Raw genomic sequence first — 19607 nt, 5'->3', positions numbered from 1 at the left:
CTGCGGTCAGGACGTCAGCTGTGCACGTGCAGCGGCTTCCCCGCGAGGGCGAGGAACGCTTCACCGAGGGCCTCGGTCTGGGTCGGGTGGGCGTGGATGAGGGGCGCGACGTCCTCGGGGAAGGCTTCCCAGCTGTAGATCAGCTGCGCTTCGCCGATCAGCTCGCCGACGCGGTCGCCCACCATGTGGACCCCCACGACCGGGCCGTCCGGCGCCTTGACCAGCTTGACGCCGCCGGAGGTCTTGAGGATCTGGCTCTTGCCGTTGCCGCCGAGGTCGTAGGTGAACGTCGTGACGTCCGAGCCGTACTTGTCCTTCGCCTGCGACTCGGTCAGCCCGACCGACGCGACCTCGGGGTGCGAGTAGGTGACCCGCGGGATGCCGCTCTCGTCGATCACGCGCGGGTTCTGCCCGGCGATCTCCTCGGCGACGAAGATGCCCTGCTGGAAGCCGCGGTGCGCGAGCTGCAGGCCCGGGACGATGTCGCCGACGGCGTAGACGTTCGGCAGGTTGGTGCGCAGCCGCTCGTCGGTGAGGACGAAGCCGCGCTCGATCTTGACGCCGGCCTCCTCGTAGCCGTGGCCGGCCGAGTTCGGCCCGCGGCCCACGGCGACCAGCAGCAGGTCGGCCTCGATGGTCTCGCCGGACTCCAGCGAGACGCTCACGCCGTTGTCGTCCTGCTTCGCGCCGGTGAACTTCACGCCGGTCTTGAAGGCGATCTTGCGGCGGCGGAAGGCGCGCTCGAGCTGCTTCGACGCGAACTCGTCCTCGTTCGGGACCAGCCGCGGCAGCGCCTCGACGATGGTGACGTCCACGCCGAAGGAGGCCCAGACGCTGGCGAACTCGACGCCGATGACGCCGCCGCCGAGCACCACGACCTTCTTGGGGACGTAGTCGAGGGACAGGGCCTGCTCGCTGGCGATGATGCGGCCGCCGAGCTCCAGGCCGGGCAGCGTGCGCGAGTACGAGCCGGTGGCGAGGATGACGTTCTTGCCGGTGTAGCGGGTGCCGTCCACCTCGACGGTCGTGCCGCCGACGAACGTGCCGCTGCCCTCGACGAGGTTCACCTTGTGCGCCTTGGCCAGGCCCTGCAGGCCCTTGTACAGGCGGGCGACGATCCCGTCCTTGTACTTGTTGACCCCGGCGATGTCGATGCCCTCGAAGGCGGCCTTGACGCCGACCGCTTCGGCTTCACGGGTCTCGTCGGCGACCTCGGCGGCGTGCAGCAGGGCCTTGGTCGGGATGCAGCCCCGGTGGAGGCACGTCCCGCCCAGCTTGTCCTTCTCGATCAGCGTGACGGAAAGGCCCAGCTCGGCCGCGCGGAACGCCGCGGCGTAGCCGCCCGATCCGCCTCCCAGGATCACGAGGTCGGCGGAGGTGTCGGTCACTTCATTAACTCCTCGGCAAGCAGTGGGGTGATGCTCTGTCGTCGCGCCCGCGCCCGGTATAACCGCGCGCGCGACACCGCCATCTTGTCACTACGCCGGACGGGGCTGCGAGCTAGCCGGGTGTGCGACGCCGACCACACGCGGAGTCCGGGATAATGAGTGGGGTAGGTCTCGGGAGGAGAGGTGGTCGAGGTGGGGCTCTTCGACTCGCTGCGCAGGCGGGCCAAGGGTGGGCAACGGGCCGGTACGCTGCGGAAAGCCAGCTCCGAGGACACCCGCCACCTCGACGAGTGGGCCGCCACCCGAAGGGGTGTCGAGGCCTTTGTGGAGCCGAAGACCAACGTCACGGAGACCACTGTGGTGTTGATCGCCCACGACGGCGAGTGGACCCGGCGGCGGATCGGCAGCCTGGAGGCCGCGCAGCAGTTCGGCCACCGCCGGTCGATCCCGGTGTACGAGGTCGCGCGGGTCGGGTACCCGAAGCGGATGCGCGAGTACACCGAGCGGAAGAAGCGCGGCCAGGTCTAGAGGTCGATCCGGCCGACGACCTCGCCGTTGAACGTCTGGCCGGTCGGCCGGAACCCCAGCCTGAGGTAGAACTCCTCCGGCCCGCCCTCGGCCGGGATCCAGAGCACGGTCGCGGTGGTGTTGCCCCGTTTCCGGGCTTCCTCCAGGACCGTCTCCACCGCGAACCGGCCGTAGCCGCGGCCCTGGACGCCCGCACCGACGTTGAGCCGCCAGACGCCGCAGCGGAAGAAGTCCAGCTCCGCGTGCGGGTCGAAGCCGCCCATCACGAACGCCACCGGTTCGCCGTCGTCCAGGATCAGCCGCGGCCAGGCGATTTCCGGCTGCGTGTAGGCCTCGGCGAGCGAGACCGCGACCGGCGCGACGAAGGCCTTCTGGTGCGGTTCGACGGCCAGCTGGCACGCGGCGGCGACGTTGCCCGGGGTGATCGGCTCCGCGGTGAGGGTGGTCACCCGGTCCAAGCTAGCCCGCCTGGGCCAGCAGCGTGGCGTGGTTGACCAGCGCCGCGCGGAAGGACGCGTGAACCGTCGTGCCGAGTATCGGATCGACCTCCACCACGTGCCCGGCCGAAAGCAGCAGCACCGCCGGGTCCGACAGCACCACGACACCGTTCTCGGCCCGCAGCTCCGCCGTGCCCAGCAGGCGCGGGAAGACCACGTCGGCGGGCAGGCCGTCGCACGTCCGCAGGAATTCGCGGCAGTCCGGCGGCAGCGGAACGCCCAGTCGCAGCTCGGCCGAGCGGATCGCCGCCTCCGACGCCGGGGGAGGGGCCGTCGCGCCACCCCGCAGCCGCAGGATCGACGCGATCAGCTCCGGCCACGCCCCCAGCTCCGGCGGGTACCGCTCGTGCAGGGCCGCGACCAGGGCACCCGCGCACGACGGCGCCCAGTCGCGCAGCCCGAGCGGATCCGCGCCCGCCACCAGCGCCGGAGCCAGCGCCCGGGTCGCCGCCAGCGTGGCGACGTCCGGGTGCGGCCCGGCGAGCGCGGCCCACGACTCGAGGTCGCCGTCGGCGAGGGCCGTGCGGACCCGGTCCGGGCGTGCCGGCGCCACGTGCTTGACCACCTCCGCGACCGGGCCCGGCGGGAGGACACCTTCCAGATCGGACACCGGGCGGCGCAGCGCAGCCGTGTGCGCGCGCTCTTCGGCGTCGAGGTCCAGGGGCGGCAGCCCGGCCGCCCAGTCCGGACGGGCACCCCGGGCTTCGAACAGCATCGCCCACGCGCGCGCCCGGAGCGGGTCCGGGGCCAGCGCCGTCACCGGCCGTTCCGTGCGGGCCTGCCACTGCGTCACCAGCCGGTCGGCCTCGTCGAGGGCGCCGGTAACGGCGAGCAGCAGGGCCGCGTAGCCGACCTGGTGGTCCACAGTGGACGAAGCGGCGGTCAGGACGTCCCTGACCGCCGCTTCGAGGTACTCGCCGGGTTCCACTCAGCCGTTGGCGGCGATGTCCGCCAGCACCGCGGCGATCGAGCGCACCGGGACACCGGTGCCGCCCTTGCCGGTGTAGCCCCACGGCGCGGCCGTGTTGAACGACGGGCCCGCGATGTCGATGTGGACCCAGTCGAGGCCGTCGGCGACGAACTCGCGCAGGAAGATACCGGCGGCGAGCATGCCGCCCCAGCGGTGGCCCGTCACGTTGGCCAGGTCGGCCAGCCGCGAGTCGAGGTCGGCGCGCAGTTCCTCCGGCAGCGGCATGGCCCAGCCGTTTTCGCCGGTGGCCTGCATGATCGCGGCGACGCGGTCGCGGAAGTCGTCCGAGCCCATCACGCCGGCGGTGCGGTTGCCGAGCGCGACGACCTGGGCGCCGGTCAGCGTCGAGGTCTCGATCAGGTAGTCCGGGTTCTCCTCGGCCGCGCGGACCATCGCGTCGACCAGGACCAGGCGGCCCTCGGCGTCGGTGTTGAGGACCTCGACGGTCTTGCCGCCGTACATGGTCAGCACGTCACCCGGGCGGTACGACGTCCCCGACGGCAGGTTCTCCGCCAGCGGGATGTGCGCGACGACCTCCAGCGGGTACTTCAGCTTCGCCGCCAGCACCACGGCCGCGAGCACGCCGGCCGCGCCGGACATGTCCGAGGTCATGTGGTCCATGTTCGCGGCGGGCTTGAGCGAGATGCCGCCCGAGTCGAACGTGATGCCCTTGCCGACCAGCGCGACCTTCTTCGCGGCCTTGGCCGGCTTGTAGCCGACGCGCACCAGGCGCGGCTGGCGCGAGGACCCGCCGCCGACGCCGAGGATGCCGCCGAAGCCCTTGCGCTTCAACGCCTTCTCGTCGAGCACCTCGAACTCGAGGCCGTTGTCCTCGGCCAGCTTCTTCGCACGCTCGGCGAAGGAGGCCGGGTAGAGGTCGTTCGGCGGGGTGTTGATCAGGTCGCGGGCGGTGATGACGGCCTCGGCGATCGAGCCGGCCGCCTTCAGCGTCGCCTTGTGCTCGCGGGCGGTGCCCTCGGCGGGGCTCGCGAAGTCGGCCTTCGCCAGCGGGGCGTCGCCCTTCTCCGAGCGGTAGTCGGTGAAGACGTAGGAGCCGAGGACCGTGCCCTCGACGGCGGCCTGCAGGTCGAGCTCCGAGAGCGTGACGAGCGCGCGGTCGGTGCCGGCCAGCGCGCGGCCGGCGGCGCCCGCGGCGCGGCGGACCTGCTCGGGGGTGACGGCGTCGCCCGCCTTGCCCAGGCCGACGGCGAGCACCACGCCCGCCGGGAGCTTGCCCAGCGTCGGGACCTTGACGACCTCTTCGGCCTTGCCGCTCGCGCCGAGCGTGGCCAGCAGGCCGGCGAGCCGGCCGTCGAAGGCCGCGTCCACGGCGGCGGCGCCGGGGGCGAGCACGGGACCGTCCTCGCCCTGCAGGGTGCCGATGACGACCACGTCGGCGCGCGTCTTGGCCAGTGCCTCCCCGGTGTTGTCGGACAGGGCGAGCTTAGGCACGGTCACTTCTGGCTCCTCGCGCGTTCTCGTGTGGCACCGGGCACCGGCCCGGCCGGGATCGTGAGCCATGCTAATGACGACCTGACCACGGGTGAACAGAGGGCGAGGGAGGGCGGCGTGCGGCTGGGCGGTGGGCTGCTGGTGGCACTGGCGGCGGCAGCGGCGGGCGCCGGCTGGTGGCTGCTCGGCGGGCTGGTGCTCGCGGCGATCGCCGCGAGCGTGGCGGCGCGGGTGCCGGAACCGGGGGATGCCCTGGTCGACCGGGGGGTGGTCGCGGTCGCGCGGCTCGCGGAGGTGACCGTCTACGCCATCGCGTTCGGCGCCTACGTGTTCCCGGCGCACCGGGAAGCCGCCGCGGCCGCGTTCGTCGCCGTGGCCGCCGGCGCGGGCTTCGCCGGGCTGAAGATCCCGACGATCGTCGTACGGATCACCGCCGCGCTGCTGCTCGTGGCGGGGCTCACCCTGGTCGTGGTGTGCGTGGCCGTGACGCCGGTCGGGACGGCCGACGGCCTGCAGCCACCGGACTTCGCGGGTGTCCTCGTCGCGGCCGTGCTCACGCTGCCGTTCCTGCGCCCGGCCGGACGCGAGAACGCGGGCCTGCGCGTGCTGCTGCTCACCGCGGTCGCCCTCCTGGCCGCCTTCGCCGCGCTCTACCAGCTCGGCGCGGTGCGGCTCGGGCTGTCGCTCACCTCGCTGCGCGACCTGCTCTCCGCCGCCGACGCGGACGCGCTGCAGCCGCTGCTCACGGCGTTCGCCGTGGTCGCGACCGTCGTCCCGGCGCTCGCCGCGGGCGCCGAGACCCGGACGCGGACGGGGGTGCCGGGGCTCGCCGGGCTGGTCGTGGCCGCGGCGGCCGCGTACTTCCTGCCGCTGCTGCCCGTGCTCGTCCTCGCCGGCCTGGCCACCGTGATCGAGCTGCTACTGGGCGTACGCGCGCGCAGGTACAGTGAAGTGCGTGACTGATCGACGCTGGCGGCCGGGGCAGACGGTAGTCGAACGGTTCCACCGCCCGGACGGCTCGATCGGCCAGGTCCACCCGCTGCGCGTGCTCGCCGACGACGGCCGCGTCCTGCTCGCCTGGCTGCCCGCGGGCACCCCGATCGTCGGCAGCAGGCTCGCCGACGGCCGCGAACTGCGGGAAGCGCCCCTCGACCAGCGCTTCCGCATCCCGCGGGTGCCGGTGCCCGACTTCTGGCACCGCACGTCCACGCTGCGGCGCATCGCCGAGGACGAGTGGTCGTCGGTGTGGTGGTTCTTCGACGCCGCCGGGGAGTTCAAGAACTGGTACGTCAACCTGGAGGTCCCGCTCGGCCGGAACCCGGCCGGGGTGGACCGCATCGACGGCGTGCTCGACGTCGTCGTCGAGCGGGACGGCACCTGGCGCTGGGACGACGAGGACGAGGCCGAAGCCGCGATCGAGGTCGGCAGGCTGACGCTCGAGCAGTTCGACCGGCTGCGCGTGGAGGGCGAGCGGATCGGCGCGCTGGCCGAGCGCGGCGCGTACCCGTTCGACGGCACGGACACCGACTTCCGCCCGGACCCGGGCTGGCCGGTGCCCGAGCTGCCGCCCGGCCTGCTGGCCTCGCTCAGCCCGCGGTCAGGAGAAGGATCAGCGCCAGCACGGCGTTGACGACCGCGAGGACGACCACCGACTTCGTCGGGACCACCGCGGGGAACGCCTTGCCGTGGATCTTCCGCCACCACACGATGCCGAAGACCCCGCCGACCAGGCCGAGGAAGCCGCCGAAGCCGCTGTCCAGGACGGCCCAGCCGACCATGCCGAGCAGCCCGACGCCGAAGGTCAGCAGCACCGCGGTGACGAACGTCTTGACGTCGGCGCCGGTGCTCTTGGGCCGGGGGACCGGCTCAGTGGAGTGGTAGGTCACGACGCCATCCTAGGGCGCGCCCGGCGGGGGCGCGGGGAAGCGGCGAACAGATGGACATCCGACTAACGCGCTTCCGAGCAAGCGGTATCGTCTAGCCATGACGACCACGACACAGTTCGCCCATGTCCCGCACCCGAGTCCTGCGAGCGCGGACCGTGTCGCGGAGGTACTCACCGCCCCCGGTTTCGGGGTGTACTTCACCGACCACATGGTGACCGTCAAGTGGTCGAAGGCGCAGGGCTGGCACGACGCCCAGGTCGGCCCGTACGCCCCCTTCACGCTCGACCCGGCGACGTCGGTGCTGCACTACGGCCAGGCCATCTTCGAGGGGCTCAAGGCCTACCGCCAGCCGGACGGCTCGATCGCGTCGTTCCGCCCGGACGCCAACGCCGTCCGGTTCCGGCAGTCGGCCGAGCGGCTGGCCATGCCGCAGCTGCCCGAGGACGTCTTCGTCGAGTCGCTGCGTGAGCTCATCGCCGTCGACGGCCGGTGGGTGCCCACCCGCCAGGGTGATTCGCTGTACCTGCGGCCGTTCATGATCTCGACGTCCACCGGGCTCGGCGTCAACAGCCCGGCCGCCGACTACGTGTACACGGTCATCGCGTCCCCGGCGGGCTCGTACTTCGCCGGCGGCGTGAAGCCGGTCAGCGTCTGGCTGTCCACCGAGTACGTCCGGGCCGCCCCCGGCGGCACCGGCGCGGCCAAGTGCGCCGGCAACTACGCGGCGTCGTTCGTGGCACAGGCCCAGGCCGTCGAGAAGGGCTGCGACCAGGTGGTCTGGCTCGACGCGGTCGAGCGGCGCTGGGTCGAGGAGATGGGCGGGATGAACCTGTTCTTCGTCTTCGGCTCCGGCGAGAACGCCCGGGTGGTCACCCCCGAGCTGACCGGCTCGCTGCTGCCCGGCGTGACGCGCAAGTCGTTGCTGCAGCTGGCTTCCCGGCTCGGGTACAAGATCGAGGAGCGCCGGATCTCCACCGACGAGTGGGAGAAGGCCGCGGCTTCGGGTGAGCTGACCGAGACGTTCGCGTGCGGCACCGCGGCGGTGATCACGCCGGTCGGCCACGTCAAGCACGCGAACGGCGAGTTCACGGTGGCCGACGGGCAGCCCGGCACACTGACGATGAAGCTGCGCGAAGAGCTGACGGGCATCCAGGAGGGCACCCGCCCCGACCCCGATCACTGGATGGTCAAGCTCGCCTGAGCGGTTCGGTGAAGCGGCCCCCGGTGCGCCGGGGGCCGCTTTCGCGCGTCAGGAAGCCGGGGCGGTGATCAGCGGGCCGGAGACGCCGGCCTGTTCGTGCGTCGCGGTTTCGGCGAGGACGCGGGCGGCCATCATCAGCAGCGGCAACGCCGTCACGGCGCCGGTGCCCTCGCCGAGCCGGACGTCCAGTACCAGCAGGGGGCCTAGGTCCAGGTGCTCCAGGGCGAGGGCGTGCGCCGGTTCGGCGGTCCGCTGGCCCGCGACCCACCAGCGGCGCGCGCCCGGGGCGAGGTCCTCGGCGACGAGCGCCGCGGCGCACGCCACGAGCCCGTCCAGGATCACCGGCGTCCGGCGGGCCGCGGCCTGGGCCAGGAAGCCCGCCATCGCCGCGATGTCCGCGCCCGCGGTGGTGCGCAGCAGGTCCAGGGGGTTCGCCAGCACCGGGCGGGCGCGGCGCAGGGCGTCGCGGACCGCGGTGGCCTTGCGCATCCAGGCGTCGTCGTCGATGCCGGACCCGCGGCCGACGACGGCGACCGGCTCGCTGCCGGTCAGGGCCGCGACCAGCACGGACGCCGGGGTGCTGTTGCCGATCCCGAGGTCGCCGGGGATGAGCAGGTCCGCGCCGCCGTCGACCTCGGCGTCGGCGATCGCGATCCCGGCGCGGACGGCGGCCTCGGCCTCGGCGCCGGTCAGCGCGTCTTCGACGTCGATGGACCCCGAGCCGCGGCGGACCTTGAACTCGCCGATCGACCGGGTCGCCGGAGCCTCGGTGTCGACGGCCAGGTCGACCACGCGCACGCTCGCACCCGCGGCGGCGGCCAGCACGTTGATCGCGGCGCCGCCGGTCAGCATGGTGCCCAGCAGCTGCGCGGTGACCTCGACGGGATAGGCGGAGACGCCCTTGGCGGCGATGCCGTGGTCACCGGCGAAGACGACGACGCGGGGCCGGGTGAACGGCCGCGGCGGCGACTGCCCCTGGCAGGCGGCGATCCAGACGCCCAGCTCTTCGAGCCTGCCCAGCGAGCCGGCCGGCTTGACCAGCTTGTCGTGCAGCGCGATCGCGGCGGACCGGGCGTGGTCGTCGGGCGGGACGATCTCGGGGAACTCGATGTTTTCCGGCTCCACACCAGGCCCTTCCTGTTCCACGGCAACGCGGCCAACTTACCGGCAAGGGGCCGCCGGTAGTGTCGCGGCTCGTGGAGACGACGGCGGCCGCGGTGGTGCTGGCCAGCGGCGCGGGCACCCGCGTCGGCGCGAAGCTGAACAAGGTCTACCTGCCGCTCGCCGGGCGGCGCGTGGCCGCCTGGTCCCTGGACGCCTTCGGGCGCGTGCCGGGGATCGGCGTGCTGGTGCTCGTCATCCGGCCGCAGGACCGGGAACTCGCCGAAGAGGTGGCCGGCGACGGCGTCGAGATCGTGTACGGCGGCGACACCCGCCAGGCGTCCGAGCTCAACGCGCTGCGCCACCTCGCGCCCCGAATCAGAGGCGGCCGGGTCGACGTCGTGCTGCTGCACGACGCGGCCCGGCCGCTGGTCCACCCCGAACTGGTCGGTGCGGTGCTGGCCCGGACACGCGAGGACGGGGGGGCTGTGCCGGGCCTGGCCGCGGACGACGTCGTCGAGGTGGATGCCGGGCACCTGGTCGCCCAGGTGCCCGGCGCGATCCGCGTCCAGACGCCTCAGGGCTTCCGGGCCGGACCGCTGCTCGAGGCCTACGAACAGGCCGAGCGCGAAGGTTTCGTGGGTACGGACACTTCGTCCTGCATGGAGCGGTTCTCCTCCCTGCCGATCCGGTGGGTCCCGGGGGCTCCCGAGAACCTCAAGATCACCTATCCCCACGACCTGGTGGTCGCGGAGCGGCTGCTGGCCCGCTGAGCCCGTGCCGGGCTAGGCGCACGCGGGCGGGCCGCCGCCGTCGTCTCCCTCCCGGTGCGTTCCGGTCGGCCGGATCGTCACGTCCTGCCGCAGTTCCGGCGGGATGCAGCAGTCCGGCTGCGGGCGCAGCGCCTGCAGCGGCGCGCCCGGCGTGCCGGGCTCCGCCAGGGTGAGCACGGCCCGCAGCGTCCAGACCGGGGTGGCGTGGTACTGCCAGGTGACGACCCGCGGGTGGAACACGTCCGTGCCCGGGAAGGTCGGCACCCGGTAGGCGCTGGCCCGGTGCTCGTCGCGGAGGATGATGACGTCCGCGCAGGTCGGCCACCGCTTGACCGCCGCGTAGAGCTCCGGCGCCTCGCGGCCGCCGAACAGGTGCAGCACCCAGTTGCGGCGCCGGAGTTCCTCGAGGAGTTCCTCGAGGCCCTGGCCGCTCGAGCTGCTGTGCGATGTGGGCGGGGACACACTTTCGAGGGTAACTTGCGTACTAGTGCGCAGTCCAGCACGTGTACTAGTACACCTGGGTGGTTCTGAACAGCGCTTTGTGGCGGACACCCCGGCGTGCTAGAACACTTGTGCGCGTTGTCCTTGTGAGGAGCCGCCTTGCCCACCCTCGACCGTCCTGAGCCGCCCTACCTGCAGATAGCGGGCCGGATCCGCGACGACATCCTGTCCGGCCGGCTGCAGGAGGGCGACGCGGTGCCGTCCGCCCGCGAGATCGCGCGCACCTGGGCCGTCGCGATGGCGACCGCGACCAAGGTGCTGGCCACGCTCCGCTCGCAGGGTCTCGTGCGGCCCGTGCGCGGCGTCGGCACGGTCGTCGACCGCGGCGGCCTGCACCGCACCGCCCGTGACCGCGCCGCCGCTTCGGTGCGGACGGGCCGGATCTACCCGCCGGGCCACTACGCCGTGATCCGGTCGGCCGGGCTCGAACCGGCGTCCGAACGCGCCGCGGCCGCGCTGGGCCTGGAGGCGGGCGCCCCGGCCATCCGCCGCCGGCGCACCACCTACGGGTCCGACTCGCGGCCGCTGTCGACGTCGACCTCGTGGTTCGACGGCGCGCTGTCGGCGAAGGCGCCGGCGCTGCTGGTGGCGGAGCGGATCGTCGAAGGCACCGCGGCCCACGCGGCCGCCCGGCTGGGCACGAAGATCGCGACGACGCAGGAACGGCACGCGGCGGGCCGCGCGGGCGAAGAGGAGGCGGCCGAGCTGCAGCTGCCCGCCGGGTCGCCGGTGCTGCTCGGCCGGAACACCTTCCTGGCGTCCGACGGGACGGTCGTCGAGTACGGTGAGTCCGCCGCCTTGCCCGACCACTGGGTTTTCTACGAGTACACGACTGAGGACGGCGAATGAAGAAGATCCACGCGGGCAAGGTCCGCGACCTGTACGAACTCGACGGCGGGGACATCCTGCTGGTCGCGTCCGACCGGGTCTCGGTCTACGACGTCTCGCTGCCGACGCCGATCCCGGACAAGGGCAAGCTGCTCAACCAGCTCTCCGCGTGGTGGTTCGACCGGATGGCCGACGTCGTGCCCAACCACGTCGTGTCGACCACCGACGTGCCGGCGGAGTTCGCCGGGCGCGCGATGCGCTGCAAGCCGCTGAAGATGGTCAAGGTCGAGTGCATCGCCCGCGGCTACCTCGCCGGCCTGGGCCTGCGCGAATACCGGCGTGACGGCAAGATCTCCGGCGTCGCGCTGCCGCCGGGCCTGGTCGAGGGCGACAAGCTGCCGGAGCCGATCTTCACGCCGACGACGAAGGAGTCCGACACCGGGCACGACGAGTTCATGACCTTCGACGAGGTCCTGAACGAGATCGGCGAGGACACCGCGAAGCGCCTGCGCGAGCTGACGCTCGAGATCTACGCGAAGGGCGCCGAACACGCGGCGGCCCAGGGCGTGATCATCGCGGACACGAAGCTGGAGTTCGGCTTCGACGCGGACGGCACGCTGACCTTGGGCGACGAGGTCCTGACGTCGGACTCGTCGCGGTTCTGGCCCGCCGACGAGTGGGAGCCCGGCCGCCCGCAGCACGCGTTCGACAAGCAGTTCGTGCGCGACTGGTCGCGGTCGACGGGCTGGGACCAGACCCCGCCCGGGCCGGAGATCCCCGCGGACGTCGTCGAGCAGACGCGGCAGCGCTACACCGAGGTCTACGAGCGGATCACCGGGAGGACCTGGGTCCGTGGGTAGCTACGACCCGTACAAGCTGATCGACGAAGTCGAGACGCTGCTGGTCTCGCACGGCTTCGCGCCGTCGCGGATCCCCGGGCGCGGAGGCGACCGGCTGGCGGGCGCCAGCCGCCTCCTGCGCGGGTTCGGGCTGCAGCCCCGGCTGGCCCCCGAGGACGCGTTCGACCTCGGGGTGCCGTTCCAGGGCCGGATCAACCAGGACTAGGGGCTCTTGGTCAGGCTGGGGTCGCGCTCGACGACGTCCCCGAGAACCTCGTCGATGGCGCTCAGCAGGTCCGCGTCGAGCTTCTTGCCGGCGGCCTTGACGTTCTCGTGCACCTGCTCCGGGCGCGAAGCCCCGATGATGGCCGAGGCGACGTTCGGGTTCTGCAGCACCCAGGCGACGGCCAGCTGGGCGAGGCTCAGATCGGCCTGCTTCGCGAGCGGCTCGAGCTCGGCGACGCGCTTGAGGACGTTCTCGTCGAGGAAGCGGGCGACCATGTTCGCGCCGCCCTTCTCGTCGGTGGCCCGCGAGCCGGCGGGGTAGTCCTGGCCGGGCTTGTACTTGCCGGTCAGCACGCCCTGCGCGATCGGCGACCAGACGATCTGGCTGAGGCCCTCGCGCTCGGAGGCGGGGATGACCTGGTCCTCGATGACCCGCCAGAGCATGTTGTACTGCGGCTGGTTGGAGACGAAGGGGATCTTCAGCTCACGGGCGAGGGCGGCCCCGCGGGAGATCTGCTCGGCGGTCCACTCGGAGACGCCGACGTAGAGCACCTTGCCCTGGCGCACGAGATCGGCGAAGGCGAGCATGGTCTCTTCGAGCGGGACGGTCCGGTCGAATCGGTGCGCCTGGTAGAGGTCGACGTAGTCGGTGCCGAGCCTGGTGAGGCTGGCGTTGGCCGACTCCATGATGTGCTTGCGGGACAGGCCCTTGTCGTTGGGGCCCTTGGGACCGGTGGGCCAGTAGACCTTGGTGAAGATCTCGAGGCTTTCCCGCCGCAGCCCCTTCAGGCCCCGCCCGAGCACGGACTCGGCGGCGGTGTTGGCGTAGACGTCGGCGGTGTCGAAGGTGGTGATGCCGGCGTCGAGGGCGGCCTTGATGCAGGCGTGCGCCTGGTCTTCCTCGACCTGGGAACCATGGGTGAGCCAGTTCCCGTACGAGATCTCACTGACGTTGAGGCCACTGCGGCCGAGACGACGAAACTCCATGGGTGCAGCCTAGGCGGCAATCGTTTGCTTTGCTAACGACCCTGGAGTGACTCCGGCCTCGCCCGGGTCGTGAACAGCAAGAAGCCGGGTCGAGCATCGCTCGACCCGGCTTCTCGAAACCAGCTCAGTTCGGGATCGGGTCCCCCGGCTTCAGCCGCGGCTTCGGGACCCGCAGCTTCCGGATCTGGGACGCCCGCACGAACGCGTACCAGCCGATCGACCGGCCGTTCACCGCTTCCTTCGGGAACTTCTCCCGCACCAGTTTCGCGATCTTCCGGCCGTTCACGAAGCCCTCGACCGCCATCACCAGCAGCATCGCCGTGCACAGGAGCGTGATGTACGACTGGACCTGCGGCAACGGCACCAGCAGCGCCAGGAACACCACGATGGCCAGCGGCATGAACAGGCCGAGCAGGTTGCGCCGGCTGTCGACCAGGTCGCGGACGTACGCCTTGACCGGCCCGCGGTCGCGCGGGAGCAGGGCCTTGTCGTCGCCGCGCATCATCGCCTCGCGGCGGGCCTTGGCCGCGGCCCGGCGGTCCTCCTTGGTCTGGGGGTTCGCCTTGCGCAACTCCTTGTTGCGCTTCATCGCCTCACGCATGGTGGTGGGCGGCGGCGCCACCGGGCCGCGCTTCTTCGCCTCCGCGTCACGGCGCTTCGGCGTAGCCTTGCCCTTACCGGGCGTGAACGACTTGCCGCCGACGTCGACGGCGTCCGTCGTCTCCGGCTCTTCGGCGGCGGTGTCTGTGGTGCTTCGGCGCAGGAACCTCACCTCACCAGGGTATTGCAGGCGTCACGCCGCCGTTCACCAGGTCGATCCATGTGCGACCATGGTGGGGGAACAGATCGGACGTCCCCGGTGTTGAGCACGTCAGCACGAGGAGTATCCGCAGCGAGTTCGACTTTGATGAGGGAGTGCCATGACGACCGCTGAGCACGCCGGCGCGACGCAGGCCGAGACCGCCGAGGAGACCCACGGCGTCACGTTGACCGACGCCGCGGCTTCCAAGGCGAAGGCCCTGCTCGAGCAGGAGGGCCGCGACGACATGCACCTGCGCATCGCCGTCCAGCCCGGTGGCTGCGCGGGCCTGCGCTACCAGCTGTTCTTCGACGAGCGCACGCTCGACGGCGACCTGTTCCGCGACTTCGACGGCCTCAAGGTCGCCGTGGACCGGATGAGCGCGCCGTACGTGTCGGAAGCCGTCATCGACTTCGTGGACACGATCGAGAAGCAGGGCTTCACGATCGACAACCCGAACGCCACCGGCTCCTGCGCCTGCGGCGACTCGTTCCACTGAGTCACAGCCACGAAGAAGGCCCGCTTCCCGAGAGGGAGGCGGGCCTTCTTCGTGGCTGCGGACCTACACGTACGCGTCGAGCTCGGCCACCTGGGCGTGGCACGCCTCGTCCACCTGCCACGGCTTGGCCGTGACGCGGGGCTGCGGCAGGCTCTCGGCCTGCAGCGTTGCCGGGATGAGCGCGCAGTCGGCGATCAGCTCGGACAGGGTCTCGGGTTCGGTGACGGCGTTCACGATTCGTAACGCTATTGATCCGCTCTCGACTGGAGAAGGAGTACCAGCCGGTAGTGTCGGCTGGGCACGCGCGAACTACCCGGATGGGTCATGACCCGGGGGTAACTTCGCGCCTTTTGCCGTGAGGAAAGAGCACAAAGGAGCAGCCGGTGGCAGAAAAGGCCAGGATCGCGGTGTCCGGCAGTATCGCGACCGACCACCTCATGCACTTCCCGGGCAGGTTCGCCGAGCAGCTGGTCGCCGAGCAGCTGCACCGGGTCTCGCTGAGCTTCCTCGCCGACGACCTCGTGGTCCGGCGCGGCGGCATCGGCGCGAACATCGCCTTCGGCCTCGGGGTGCTCGGCGTCCAGCCGGTCCTCGTGGGCGCGGTCGGCGCCGACTTCGCCGACTACCGCTCCTGGCTGGAGCGGCACGGCGTGAACACCTCGGGCGTGCACGTGTCCGAGGTCGCGCACACCGCGCGGTTCGTCTGCACCACCGACGAAGACCTCTGCCAGATCGCGACGTTCTACGCCGGCGCGATGGCCGAGTCCCGCAACATCGAGCTGCAGCCGATCGCCGAGCGGGCCGGTGGGCTGAGCCTGGTGCTGATCAGCCCGGACGACCCCGAGGGCATGATCCGCCACGCCGCGGAGTGCCGCCAGCGCGGGTACGAGTTCGCCGTCGACCCGTCGCAGCAGCTGGCCCGGATGAGCGGCGAGCAGGCGCGCGAGTTCGTCGCCGGCGCGAAGTACCTGTTCAGCAACGACTACGAGTGGGAGCTGCTGCTCCAGAAGACCGGCTGGACCGAGGCGGACGTCCTCGACCAGGTCGGCCTGCGCATCACGACGCTGGGCGAAAAGGGCGTCGAGATCGTCGGCAAGGACGGCGTCGCCCTGCAGATCGGCGCGGTCCCCGAGCGGGCGAAGGCCGACCCGACGGGCGTCGGCGACGGCTTCCGCGCGGGCTTCCTGGCCGGCCTCGACGGCGGCCTCGGCGTCGAGCGCGCCGCCCAGCTCGGCTCGCTGATCGCGGTCCTGGTGCTGGAGACGGTCGGCACGCAGGAGTGGACGTTCGACCGCACCGAAGCGCTGGCCCGCATCGGCGAGGCGTTCGGCCCGGACGCGGCCGAGGAAATTGCAACAGTCCTGCCCGCCGCCTGAGTCCCGCCCGTGGCTCGTGAGTGAGAAACAGTGTTCTAACACCGTTTCTCACTCACGAGAGCCGCGGCAGAGCTCAGAGCTTGACCGGGTAGACCGGCTCGGGGATCTCCGGCTTGATCCGGTGCTCGACGAAGATCCCGTGCCACAGCATGAACACGATCAGCGCCCACAGCTGGCGGCTGCGGTCCAGCTGGCCCGCCTTGTGCTCTTCCAGCAGCGCCAGGATCGCCTTCTTGTCCAGCAGTTCCTCGGTCTTCGAGTCCGAGATGATCCCCTTCGCCCAGTCGTACATCTCGTTGCGCAGCCACAGCCGGATCGGGACCGGGAAGCCGAGCTTGCGGCGGTTCAGCACGTGCGCCGGGATGATCTTCGCCAGTGCCTGGCGCAGCGCGTACTTCGTCGTGCCGTGGGCGAGCTTCTGGTCCAGCGGGATCGACGCCGCGACCTTGAACACCTCGGCGTCGAGGAACGGCACCCGCAGCTCCAGCGAGTTCGCCATCGTCACCTTGTCCGCCTTGACCAGGATGTCGCCGCGCAGCCACGTGTAGAGGTCGACGTGCTGCATGCGGGCCACCGGGTCCCAGCCGCGCGAGACCTCGTACCAAGGCGCCGTGACGTCCTTGAAGCCCACGCCCTCCTGATACGTGCGGAGCACGTTCCGCAGCTGGTCGTCGCGGAAGTTGCGGGCGTTGCCGTAGTAGCGGTCCTCCAGCGGCAGCGCGCCGCGGCGGAGCAGGTCCTTGCCGCGGGTGCCCTCGGGGATCTTCGTCGACACCTTGCCGATGAGCTTCCGCATCCCGCCCGGGATCTTTTCGAACGGCGCCAGCGAGATCGGCTCGTTGTAGATCGTGTAGCCGCCGAAGAGCTCGTCCGCGCCTTCACCCGACAGCACCGCCTTGACGTGCTTGCGGGCCTCGCGGGCGATGAACCACAGCGGGACCAGCGCCGGGTCGGCCACCGGGTCGTCGAGGTACCAGACGATGAGCGGCAGCACCTCCATCATCTCGTCCGCCGACACCGTCCGGACCACGTGCTTCACGCCGATCGCGGCGGCCGACTCGGCGGCGACGTCGACCTCGGAGTAGCCCTCGCGCTCGAACCCGGTGGTGAACGCGATCAGGTTCGGGTTGTGCTCCTTGGCCAGCGTCGCGGTGGCCGTGGAGTCGATGCCGCCCGACAGGAACGCACCCACCGTGACGTCCGGGTCGGAGATCATGTGCTTGCCGACCGAGTCGCGCATCACATCGGCGATGCGCTGGTACAGCTCTTCGGCCTCGGCGGGGGAGTTGACCGGCTTCGTGCTGAACTGCGGGTGGAAGTAGCGCGTGAACTTCACCTCACCGCCGGGCACCACTTCGAACGACGTCCCGGACTCGACGCGCCGGATCGCGGTGTGCAGCGACTCGGGCTCGGGCACGTACTGCAGCACCAGGTAGTGCTGGAGGGCCGTGCGGTCCAGCTCCTGGGCGACACCGAGGACGTCCGACAGCTCCAGCAGGCTCTTCTTCTCGCTGGAGAACGCCACGCCGCCGGGGCCGGCCGAGTAGAACAGCGGCTTGATCCCGAACGGGTCGCGCGCGCCGAAGACCCGCTTCTCCTGCGAGTCCCAGATCATGAAGGCGAACATGCCGCGCAGGCGCTTCACCCAGTCGGCGCCGAGGTAGTGGAACCCGGCGACGATCGCTTCGCCGTCACCCTCGGTCTCGAACTTCGCGCCGTGCATTTCGGCCAGCTCCGCGCGCAGTTCCAGGTAGTTGTAGATCTCGCCGTTGAAGTTCATCGTGTACCGGCCCGGCGCCTCCGGCGGCCCCCAGACCAGCGGCTGGTGCGCGTGCTCGACGTCGATGAAGGCGAGCCGGTTGAAGCCGTAGACGACCTCGGCGTCGGCCCAGGTGTCCTGCTCGTCGGGGCCGCGGTGGCGCTGGCAGCGCATGGCCGCGCCGACGGCGTCACGCGCGTTCGCCGCGCCGGTCTCGGTCGCGCAGATCAGTCCAAGCAGGCCGCACACGGGTACTCACACACCTTCAGGGTCTTCACCGGGCTGGGGGAAGGCCCCAGTATGCCGGGACCGCCGTGGCGAGTACCACGCGCGTCGATGGTTACCCCTTGGTCAGCGGAGCGCGCCAACTCGGCTAGGCTCCGCCCTGTCACAAAGATCGGTCGTAGGAGGCTCTGGGTGAAAGGGCGAGGCGCAGTGGGACAACCCGAGCGCACCCTGGGGAAGCGGACCGTGCGCGTCGCCGCGCTGGCCGTGCTGGTCGCGCTGACCGCGACGGGCTGCTCCGGCGACGAGATCCTGCGCTTCGGCTGGCCGGTGGGCGTCACCCACCAGGCCGACCAGATGCGCACGCTGTGGACCTGGGCCGTGGTCGCCGCGCTGGTCGTCGGCGTCATCGTGTGGGGCCTGATCTTCTGGACCGCGACGTTCCACCGCAAGAAGAAGACCGCCGACGGCGAGCCGGAGGAGCTGCCCCGGCAGTTCCAGTACAACATCCCGCTGGAGCTGTTCACGGTCGTCGTCCCGACGATCATGGTCTGCGTCCTGTTCTTCTTCACCGCGACGACGGAGTCGAAGGTCCTGGACAAGATCCCGAACCCGGACGTCAAGGTCCAGGTCGTGGCCTTCCAGTGGAACTGGGAGTTCAAGTACGAGGACGCCAACGCGGCGAGGCCCGACGGCAGCGGCCAGGTCAGCACGGTCGGCTCGTCCGGCGAGATCCCGCTGCTGGTGCTCCCGGTCGGCAAGACCATCCAGTACGACCTGGTCTCGACCGACGTCATCCACTCCTTCTGGGTGCCGGAGTTCCACTTCAAGCGGGACGTCTTCCCGAACCCGGAGAAGAACAACCAGGACAGTTCCTTCCAGAACAAGATCGACCGCGAAGGCTCCTTCGTCGGCCGGTGCGCGGAACTGTGCGGCACCTACCACTCGGTGATGAACTTCGAGGTCCGCGCGCTGTCGGCGGACAAGTTCGACCAGTACATCTCGCTGCGCAAGCAGGTGAACCCGGCCACCGGCCAGGCGTTCACCGCCGCCGAAGCGCTGGCGAAGATGAACTGCGGCGAGCTGTGCACCCCGCACGCGGTGACCACCCAGCCGTTCAACACCGACCGCACGGCGCGGACCGCGTCCAACTGACGCCGTCGTCACACAGGGAGTAGGAAAGACCCATGAAGGTCGAAGCCCGCATCTTCTTCATCGTGGCGATCTTCGCCGTGTTCATGGCGGCCGTGTACTGGGTGTGGACCGGCCTGGCCGCGACCCACGGGCCCGAACCGGTCGGCATCGTCGCCCTGTTCCTCACCGGCGGCCTGGCGTTCCTCGCGGGCAGCTACCTGCAGTTCGTCTCCCGGCGCATCGAGCCGCGCCCGGAGGACCGCGAGGACGCCGAGATCAGCGACGGCGCGGGTGAGCTGGGCTTCTTCAGCCCGGGCAGCTACTGGCCGATCGGCATGGCGGCCACCGCGGCGCTCGCGGCCGTGGCGCTGGCGTTCTTCCACATCTGGCTGCTGGTGATCGCGCTGGTCGCGCTGCTCATCACGATCGGCGGCCTGGTGTTCGAGTACCACACGGGCCCCTCGCACGACTGAGCTCCACCTGCCGAACCGGCCGCCACGCTTTCGAGCATGGCGGCCGGTTCCGTCTCTGCCGCGGCTGGTCGTGAGTGAGAAACAGTGTTAGAGCCTGTTCCTGAACTGAGCTCGGGTGGGCGTGTTGCCGCTGGCAGCAGAGGAACTCCTGGTAGATCGAGCGGTG

General features: G+C 71.2%; 23 protein-coding genes. 12 read left to right on the top strand and 11 right to left on the bottom strand.

What is annotated here, in order from left to right:
- Window positions 1-14 precede the first annotated feature (14 nt).
- Entirely contained in the window at window positions 15-1388 is a 1374-nt protein-coding gene (lpdA, locus tag OO60_RS43940; RefSeq protein ID WP_033263619.1) for a dihydrolipoyl dehydrogenase, read from the bottom strand.
- Between the two features lie 183 nt (window positions 1389-1571).
- On the opposite strand from lpdA, the gene OO60_RS43935 reads away from it, so the two are divergent.
- The gene (locus tag OO60_RS43935) at window positions 1572-1916 is read left to right on the top strand and encodes a hypothetical protein (protein WP_003071911.1); all 345 of its coding nucleotides are present in this window, start codon (window positions 1572-1574) and stop codon (window positions 1914-1916) included.
- On the opposite strand, the gene OO60_RS43930 is transcribed toward OO60_RS43935, so the two are convergent.
- Genes OO60_RS43930 through OO60_RS43920 form a run of 3 tightly spaced genes read right to left on the bottom strand, consistent with a single transcriptional unit; the run spans window position 1913 to window position 4841 of the window.
- Window positions 1913-2365, bottom strand: a complete 453-nt coding sequence (locus tag OO60_RS43930) for a GNAT family N-acetyltransferase (protein WP_033263624.1) — start codon at window positions 2363-2365, stop codon at window positions 1913-1915. The genes OO60_RS43935 and OO60_RS43930 overlap by 4 nt on opposite strands.
- Window positions 2366-2375: 10 nt before the next feature.
- Window positions 2376-3341, bottom strand: a complete 966-nt coding sequence (locus tag OO60_RS43925; protein ID WP_003071918.1) for an SMI1/KNR4 family protein — start codon at window positions 3339-3341, stop codon at window positions 2376-2378.
- Complete coding sequence (locus OO60_RS43920; protein WP_003071921.1) at window positions 3342-4841, bottom strand: leucyl aminopeptidase; 1500 nt, start codon at window positions 4839-4841, stop codon at window positions 3342-3344.
- 111 nt (window positions 4842-4952) lie between these two features.
- Here OO60_RS43920 and OO60_RS43915 point away from each other — a divergent pair, with 111 nt between their 5' ends.
- Together OO60_RS43915 and OO60_RS43910 are read left to right on the top strand one after the other, a co-directional pair.
- Window positions 4953-5798, top strand: coding sequence for a hypothetical protein (locus tag OO60_RS43915; protein ID WP_003071923.1), 846 nt, complete (start codon window positions 4953-4955; stop codon window positions 5796-5798).
- Entirely contained in the window at window positions 5791-6465 is a 675-nt protein-coding gene (locus tag OO60_RS43910) for a ribonuclease FAU-1 family protein (protein WP_003071926.1), read from the top strand. The genes OO60_RS43915 and OO60_RS43910 overlap by 8 nt, the downstream gene beginning before the upstream one ends.
- On the opposite strand, the gene OO60_RS43905 is transcribed toward OO60_RS43910, so the two are convergent.
- On the bottom strand, window positions 6422-6721 hold the full coding sequence (locus tag OO60_RS43905; RefSeq protein ID WP_003071929.1) for a hypothetical protein: 300 nt from the start codon (window positions 6719-6721) through the stop codon (window positions 6422-6424). The two genes, OO60_RS43910 and OO60_RS43905, sit on opposite strands and share 44 nt — an antisense overlap.
- Before the next feature lie 97 nt (window positions 6722-6818).
- On the opposite strand from OO60_RS43905, the gene OO60_RS43900 reads away from it, so the two are divergent.
- A complete protein-coding gene (locus tag OO60_RS43900) occupies window positions 6819-7922 on the top strand; it encodes a branched-chain amino acid aminotransferase (protein WP_033263618.1) in 1104 nt (367 codons plus the stop codon).
- Window positions 7923-7970: 48 nt separating this feature from the next.
- On the opposite strand, the gene cobT is transcribed toward OO60_RS43900, so the two are convergent.
- The gene (gene cobT / locus OO60_RS43895; RefSeq protein WP_033263617.1) at window positions 7971-9047 is read right to left on the bottom strand and encodes a nicotinate-nucleotide--dimethylbenzimidazole phosphoribosyltransferase; all 1077 of its coding nucleotides are present in this window, start codon (window positions 9045-9047) and stop codon (window positions 7971-7973) included.
- 71 nt (window positions 9048-9118) lie between these two features.
- On the opposite strand from cobT, the gene OO60_RS43890 reads away from it, so the two are divergent.
- Window positions 9119-9796, top strand: a complete 678-nt coding sequence (locus OO60_RS43890; protein ID WP_033263623.1) for an IspD/TarI family cytidylyltransferase — start codon at window positions 9119-9121, stop codon at window positions 9794-9796.
- Between the two features lie 12 nt (window positions 9797-9808).
- On the opposite strand, the gene OO60_RS43885 is transcribed toward OO60_RS43890, so the two are convergent.
- Window positions 9809-10258, bottom strand: a complete 450-nt coding sequence (locus OO60_RS43885) for a hypothetical protein (protein ID WP_004558496.1) — start codon at window positions 10256-10258, stop codon at window positions 9809-9811.
- A 138-nt stretch (window positions 10259-10396) separates the two neighbouring features.
- On the opposite strand from OO60_RS43885, the gene OO60_RS43880 reads away from it, so the two are divergent.
- From OO60_RS43880 to OO60_RS43870, 3 genes are read left to right on the top strand one after another with little or no spacing between them, the layout of a single operon-like run.
- Window positions 10397-11146, top strand: a complete 750-nt coding sequence (locus tag OO60_RS43880; protein ID WP_033263616.1) for a GntR family transcriptional regulator — start codon at window positions 10397-10399, stop codon at window positions 11144-11146.
- Window positions 11143-11985 carry a phosphoribosylaminoimidazolesuccinocarboxamide synthase gene (locus OO60_RS43875; protein WP_004562660.1) on the top strand — a complete coding sequence of 281 codons (843 nt, stop codon included), beginning with the start codon at window positions 11143-11145 and terminating at the stop codon, window positions 11983-11985. Before OO60_RS43880 ends, OO60_RS43875 begins: the two co-directional genes overlap by 4 nt.
- Window positions 11978-12190, top strand: a complete 213-nt coding sequence (locus OO60_RS43870) for a hypothetical protein (RefSeq protein ID WP_004562661.1) — start codon at window positions 11978-11980, stop codon at window positions 12188-12190. Before OO60_RS43875 ends, OO60_RS43870 begins: the two co-directional genes overlap by 8 nt.
- Here the strand turns inward: OO60_RS43870 and OO60_RS43865 are convergent.
- Window positions 12187-13176, bottom strand: a complete 990-nt coding sequence (locus tag OO60_RS43865; RefSeq protein ID WP_004562662.1) for an aldo/keto reductase family protein — start codon at window positions 13174-13176, stop codon at window positions 12187-12189. The genes OO60_RS43870 and OO60_RS43865 overlap by 4 nt on opposite strands.
- 124 nt (window positions 13177-13300) lie before the next feature.
- A complete protein-coding gene (locus tag OO60_RS43860) occupies window positions 13301-13948 on the bottom strand; it encodes a DUF3043 domain-containing protein (RefSeq protein WP_004562663.1) in 648 nt (215 codons plus the stop codon).
- 148 nt (window positions 13949-14096) lie between these two features.
- Between OO60_RS43860 and OO60_RS43855 the strand changes: the two genes are divergently transcribed.
- Window positions 14097-14474, top strand: coding sequence for a HesB/IscA family protein (locus OO60_RS43855; RefSeq protein WP_004562664.1), 378 nt, complete (start codon window positions 14097-14099; stop codon window positions 14472-14474).
- Window positions 14475-14537: 63 nt separating this feature from the next.
- On the opposite strand, the gene OO60_RS47325 is transcribed toward OO60_RS43855, so the two are convergent.
- A complete protein-coding gene (locus tag OO60_RS47325) occupies window positions 14538-14708 on the bottom strand; it encodes a hypothetical protein (RefSeq protein WP_167346751.1) in 171 nt (56 codons plus the stop codon).
- A gap of 149 nt (window positions 14709-14857) precedes the next feature.
- Here OO60_RS47325 and OO60_RS43850 point away from each other — a divergent pair, with 149 nt between their 5' ends.
- The gene (locus OO60_RS43850; protein ID WP_004562666.1) at window positions 14858-15850 is read left to right on the top strand and encodes a carbohydrate kinase family protein; all 993 of its coding nucleotides are present in this window, start codon (window positions 14858-14860) and stop codon (window positions 15848-15850) included.
- 73 nt (window positions 15851-15923) lie between these two features.
- On the opposite strand, the gene asnB is transcribed toward OO60_RS43850, so the two are convergent.
- Window positions 15924-17858, bottom strand: coding sequence for an asparagine synthase (glutamine-hydrolyzing) (asnB, locus tag OO60_RS43845; RefSeq protein WP_004562668.1), 1935 nt, complete (start codon window positions 17856-17858; stop codon window positions 15924-15926).
- A 186-nt stretch (window positions 17859-18044) separates the two neighbouring features.
- Here asnB and ctaC point away from each other — a divergent pair, with 186 nt between their 5' ends.
- Both ctaC and OO60_RS43835 read left to right on the top strand, forming a co-directional pair.
- Complete coding sequence (gene ctaC, locus OO60_RS43840) at window positions 18045-18989, top strand: aa3-type cytochrome oxidase subunit II (RefSeq protein ID WP_033263615.1); 945 nt, start codon at window positions 18045-18047, stop codon at window positions 18987-18989.
- A 32-nt stretch (window positions 18990-19021) separates the two neighbouring features.
- Window positions 19022-19441, top strand: coding sequence for a cytochrome c oxidase subunit 4 (locus tag OO60_RS43835; RefSeq protein ID WP_004562671.1), 420 nt, complete (start codon window positions 19022-19024; stop codon window positions 19439-19441).
- Window positions 19442-19607: the final 166 nt, after the last annotated feature.

Source organism: Amycolatopsis vancoresmycina, from assembly GCF_000716785.1.
Taxonomy (GTDB): domain Bacteria; phylum Actinomycetota; class Actinomycetes; order Mycobacteriales; family Pseudonocardiaceae; genus Amycolatopsis; species Amycolatopsis vancoresmycina.
The sequence above is the reverse complement of the archived record's forward strand: the minus strand, read 5'-3'. Positions and strand labels throughout refer to the sequence as shown.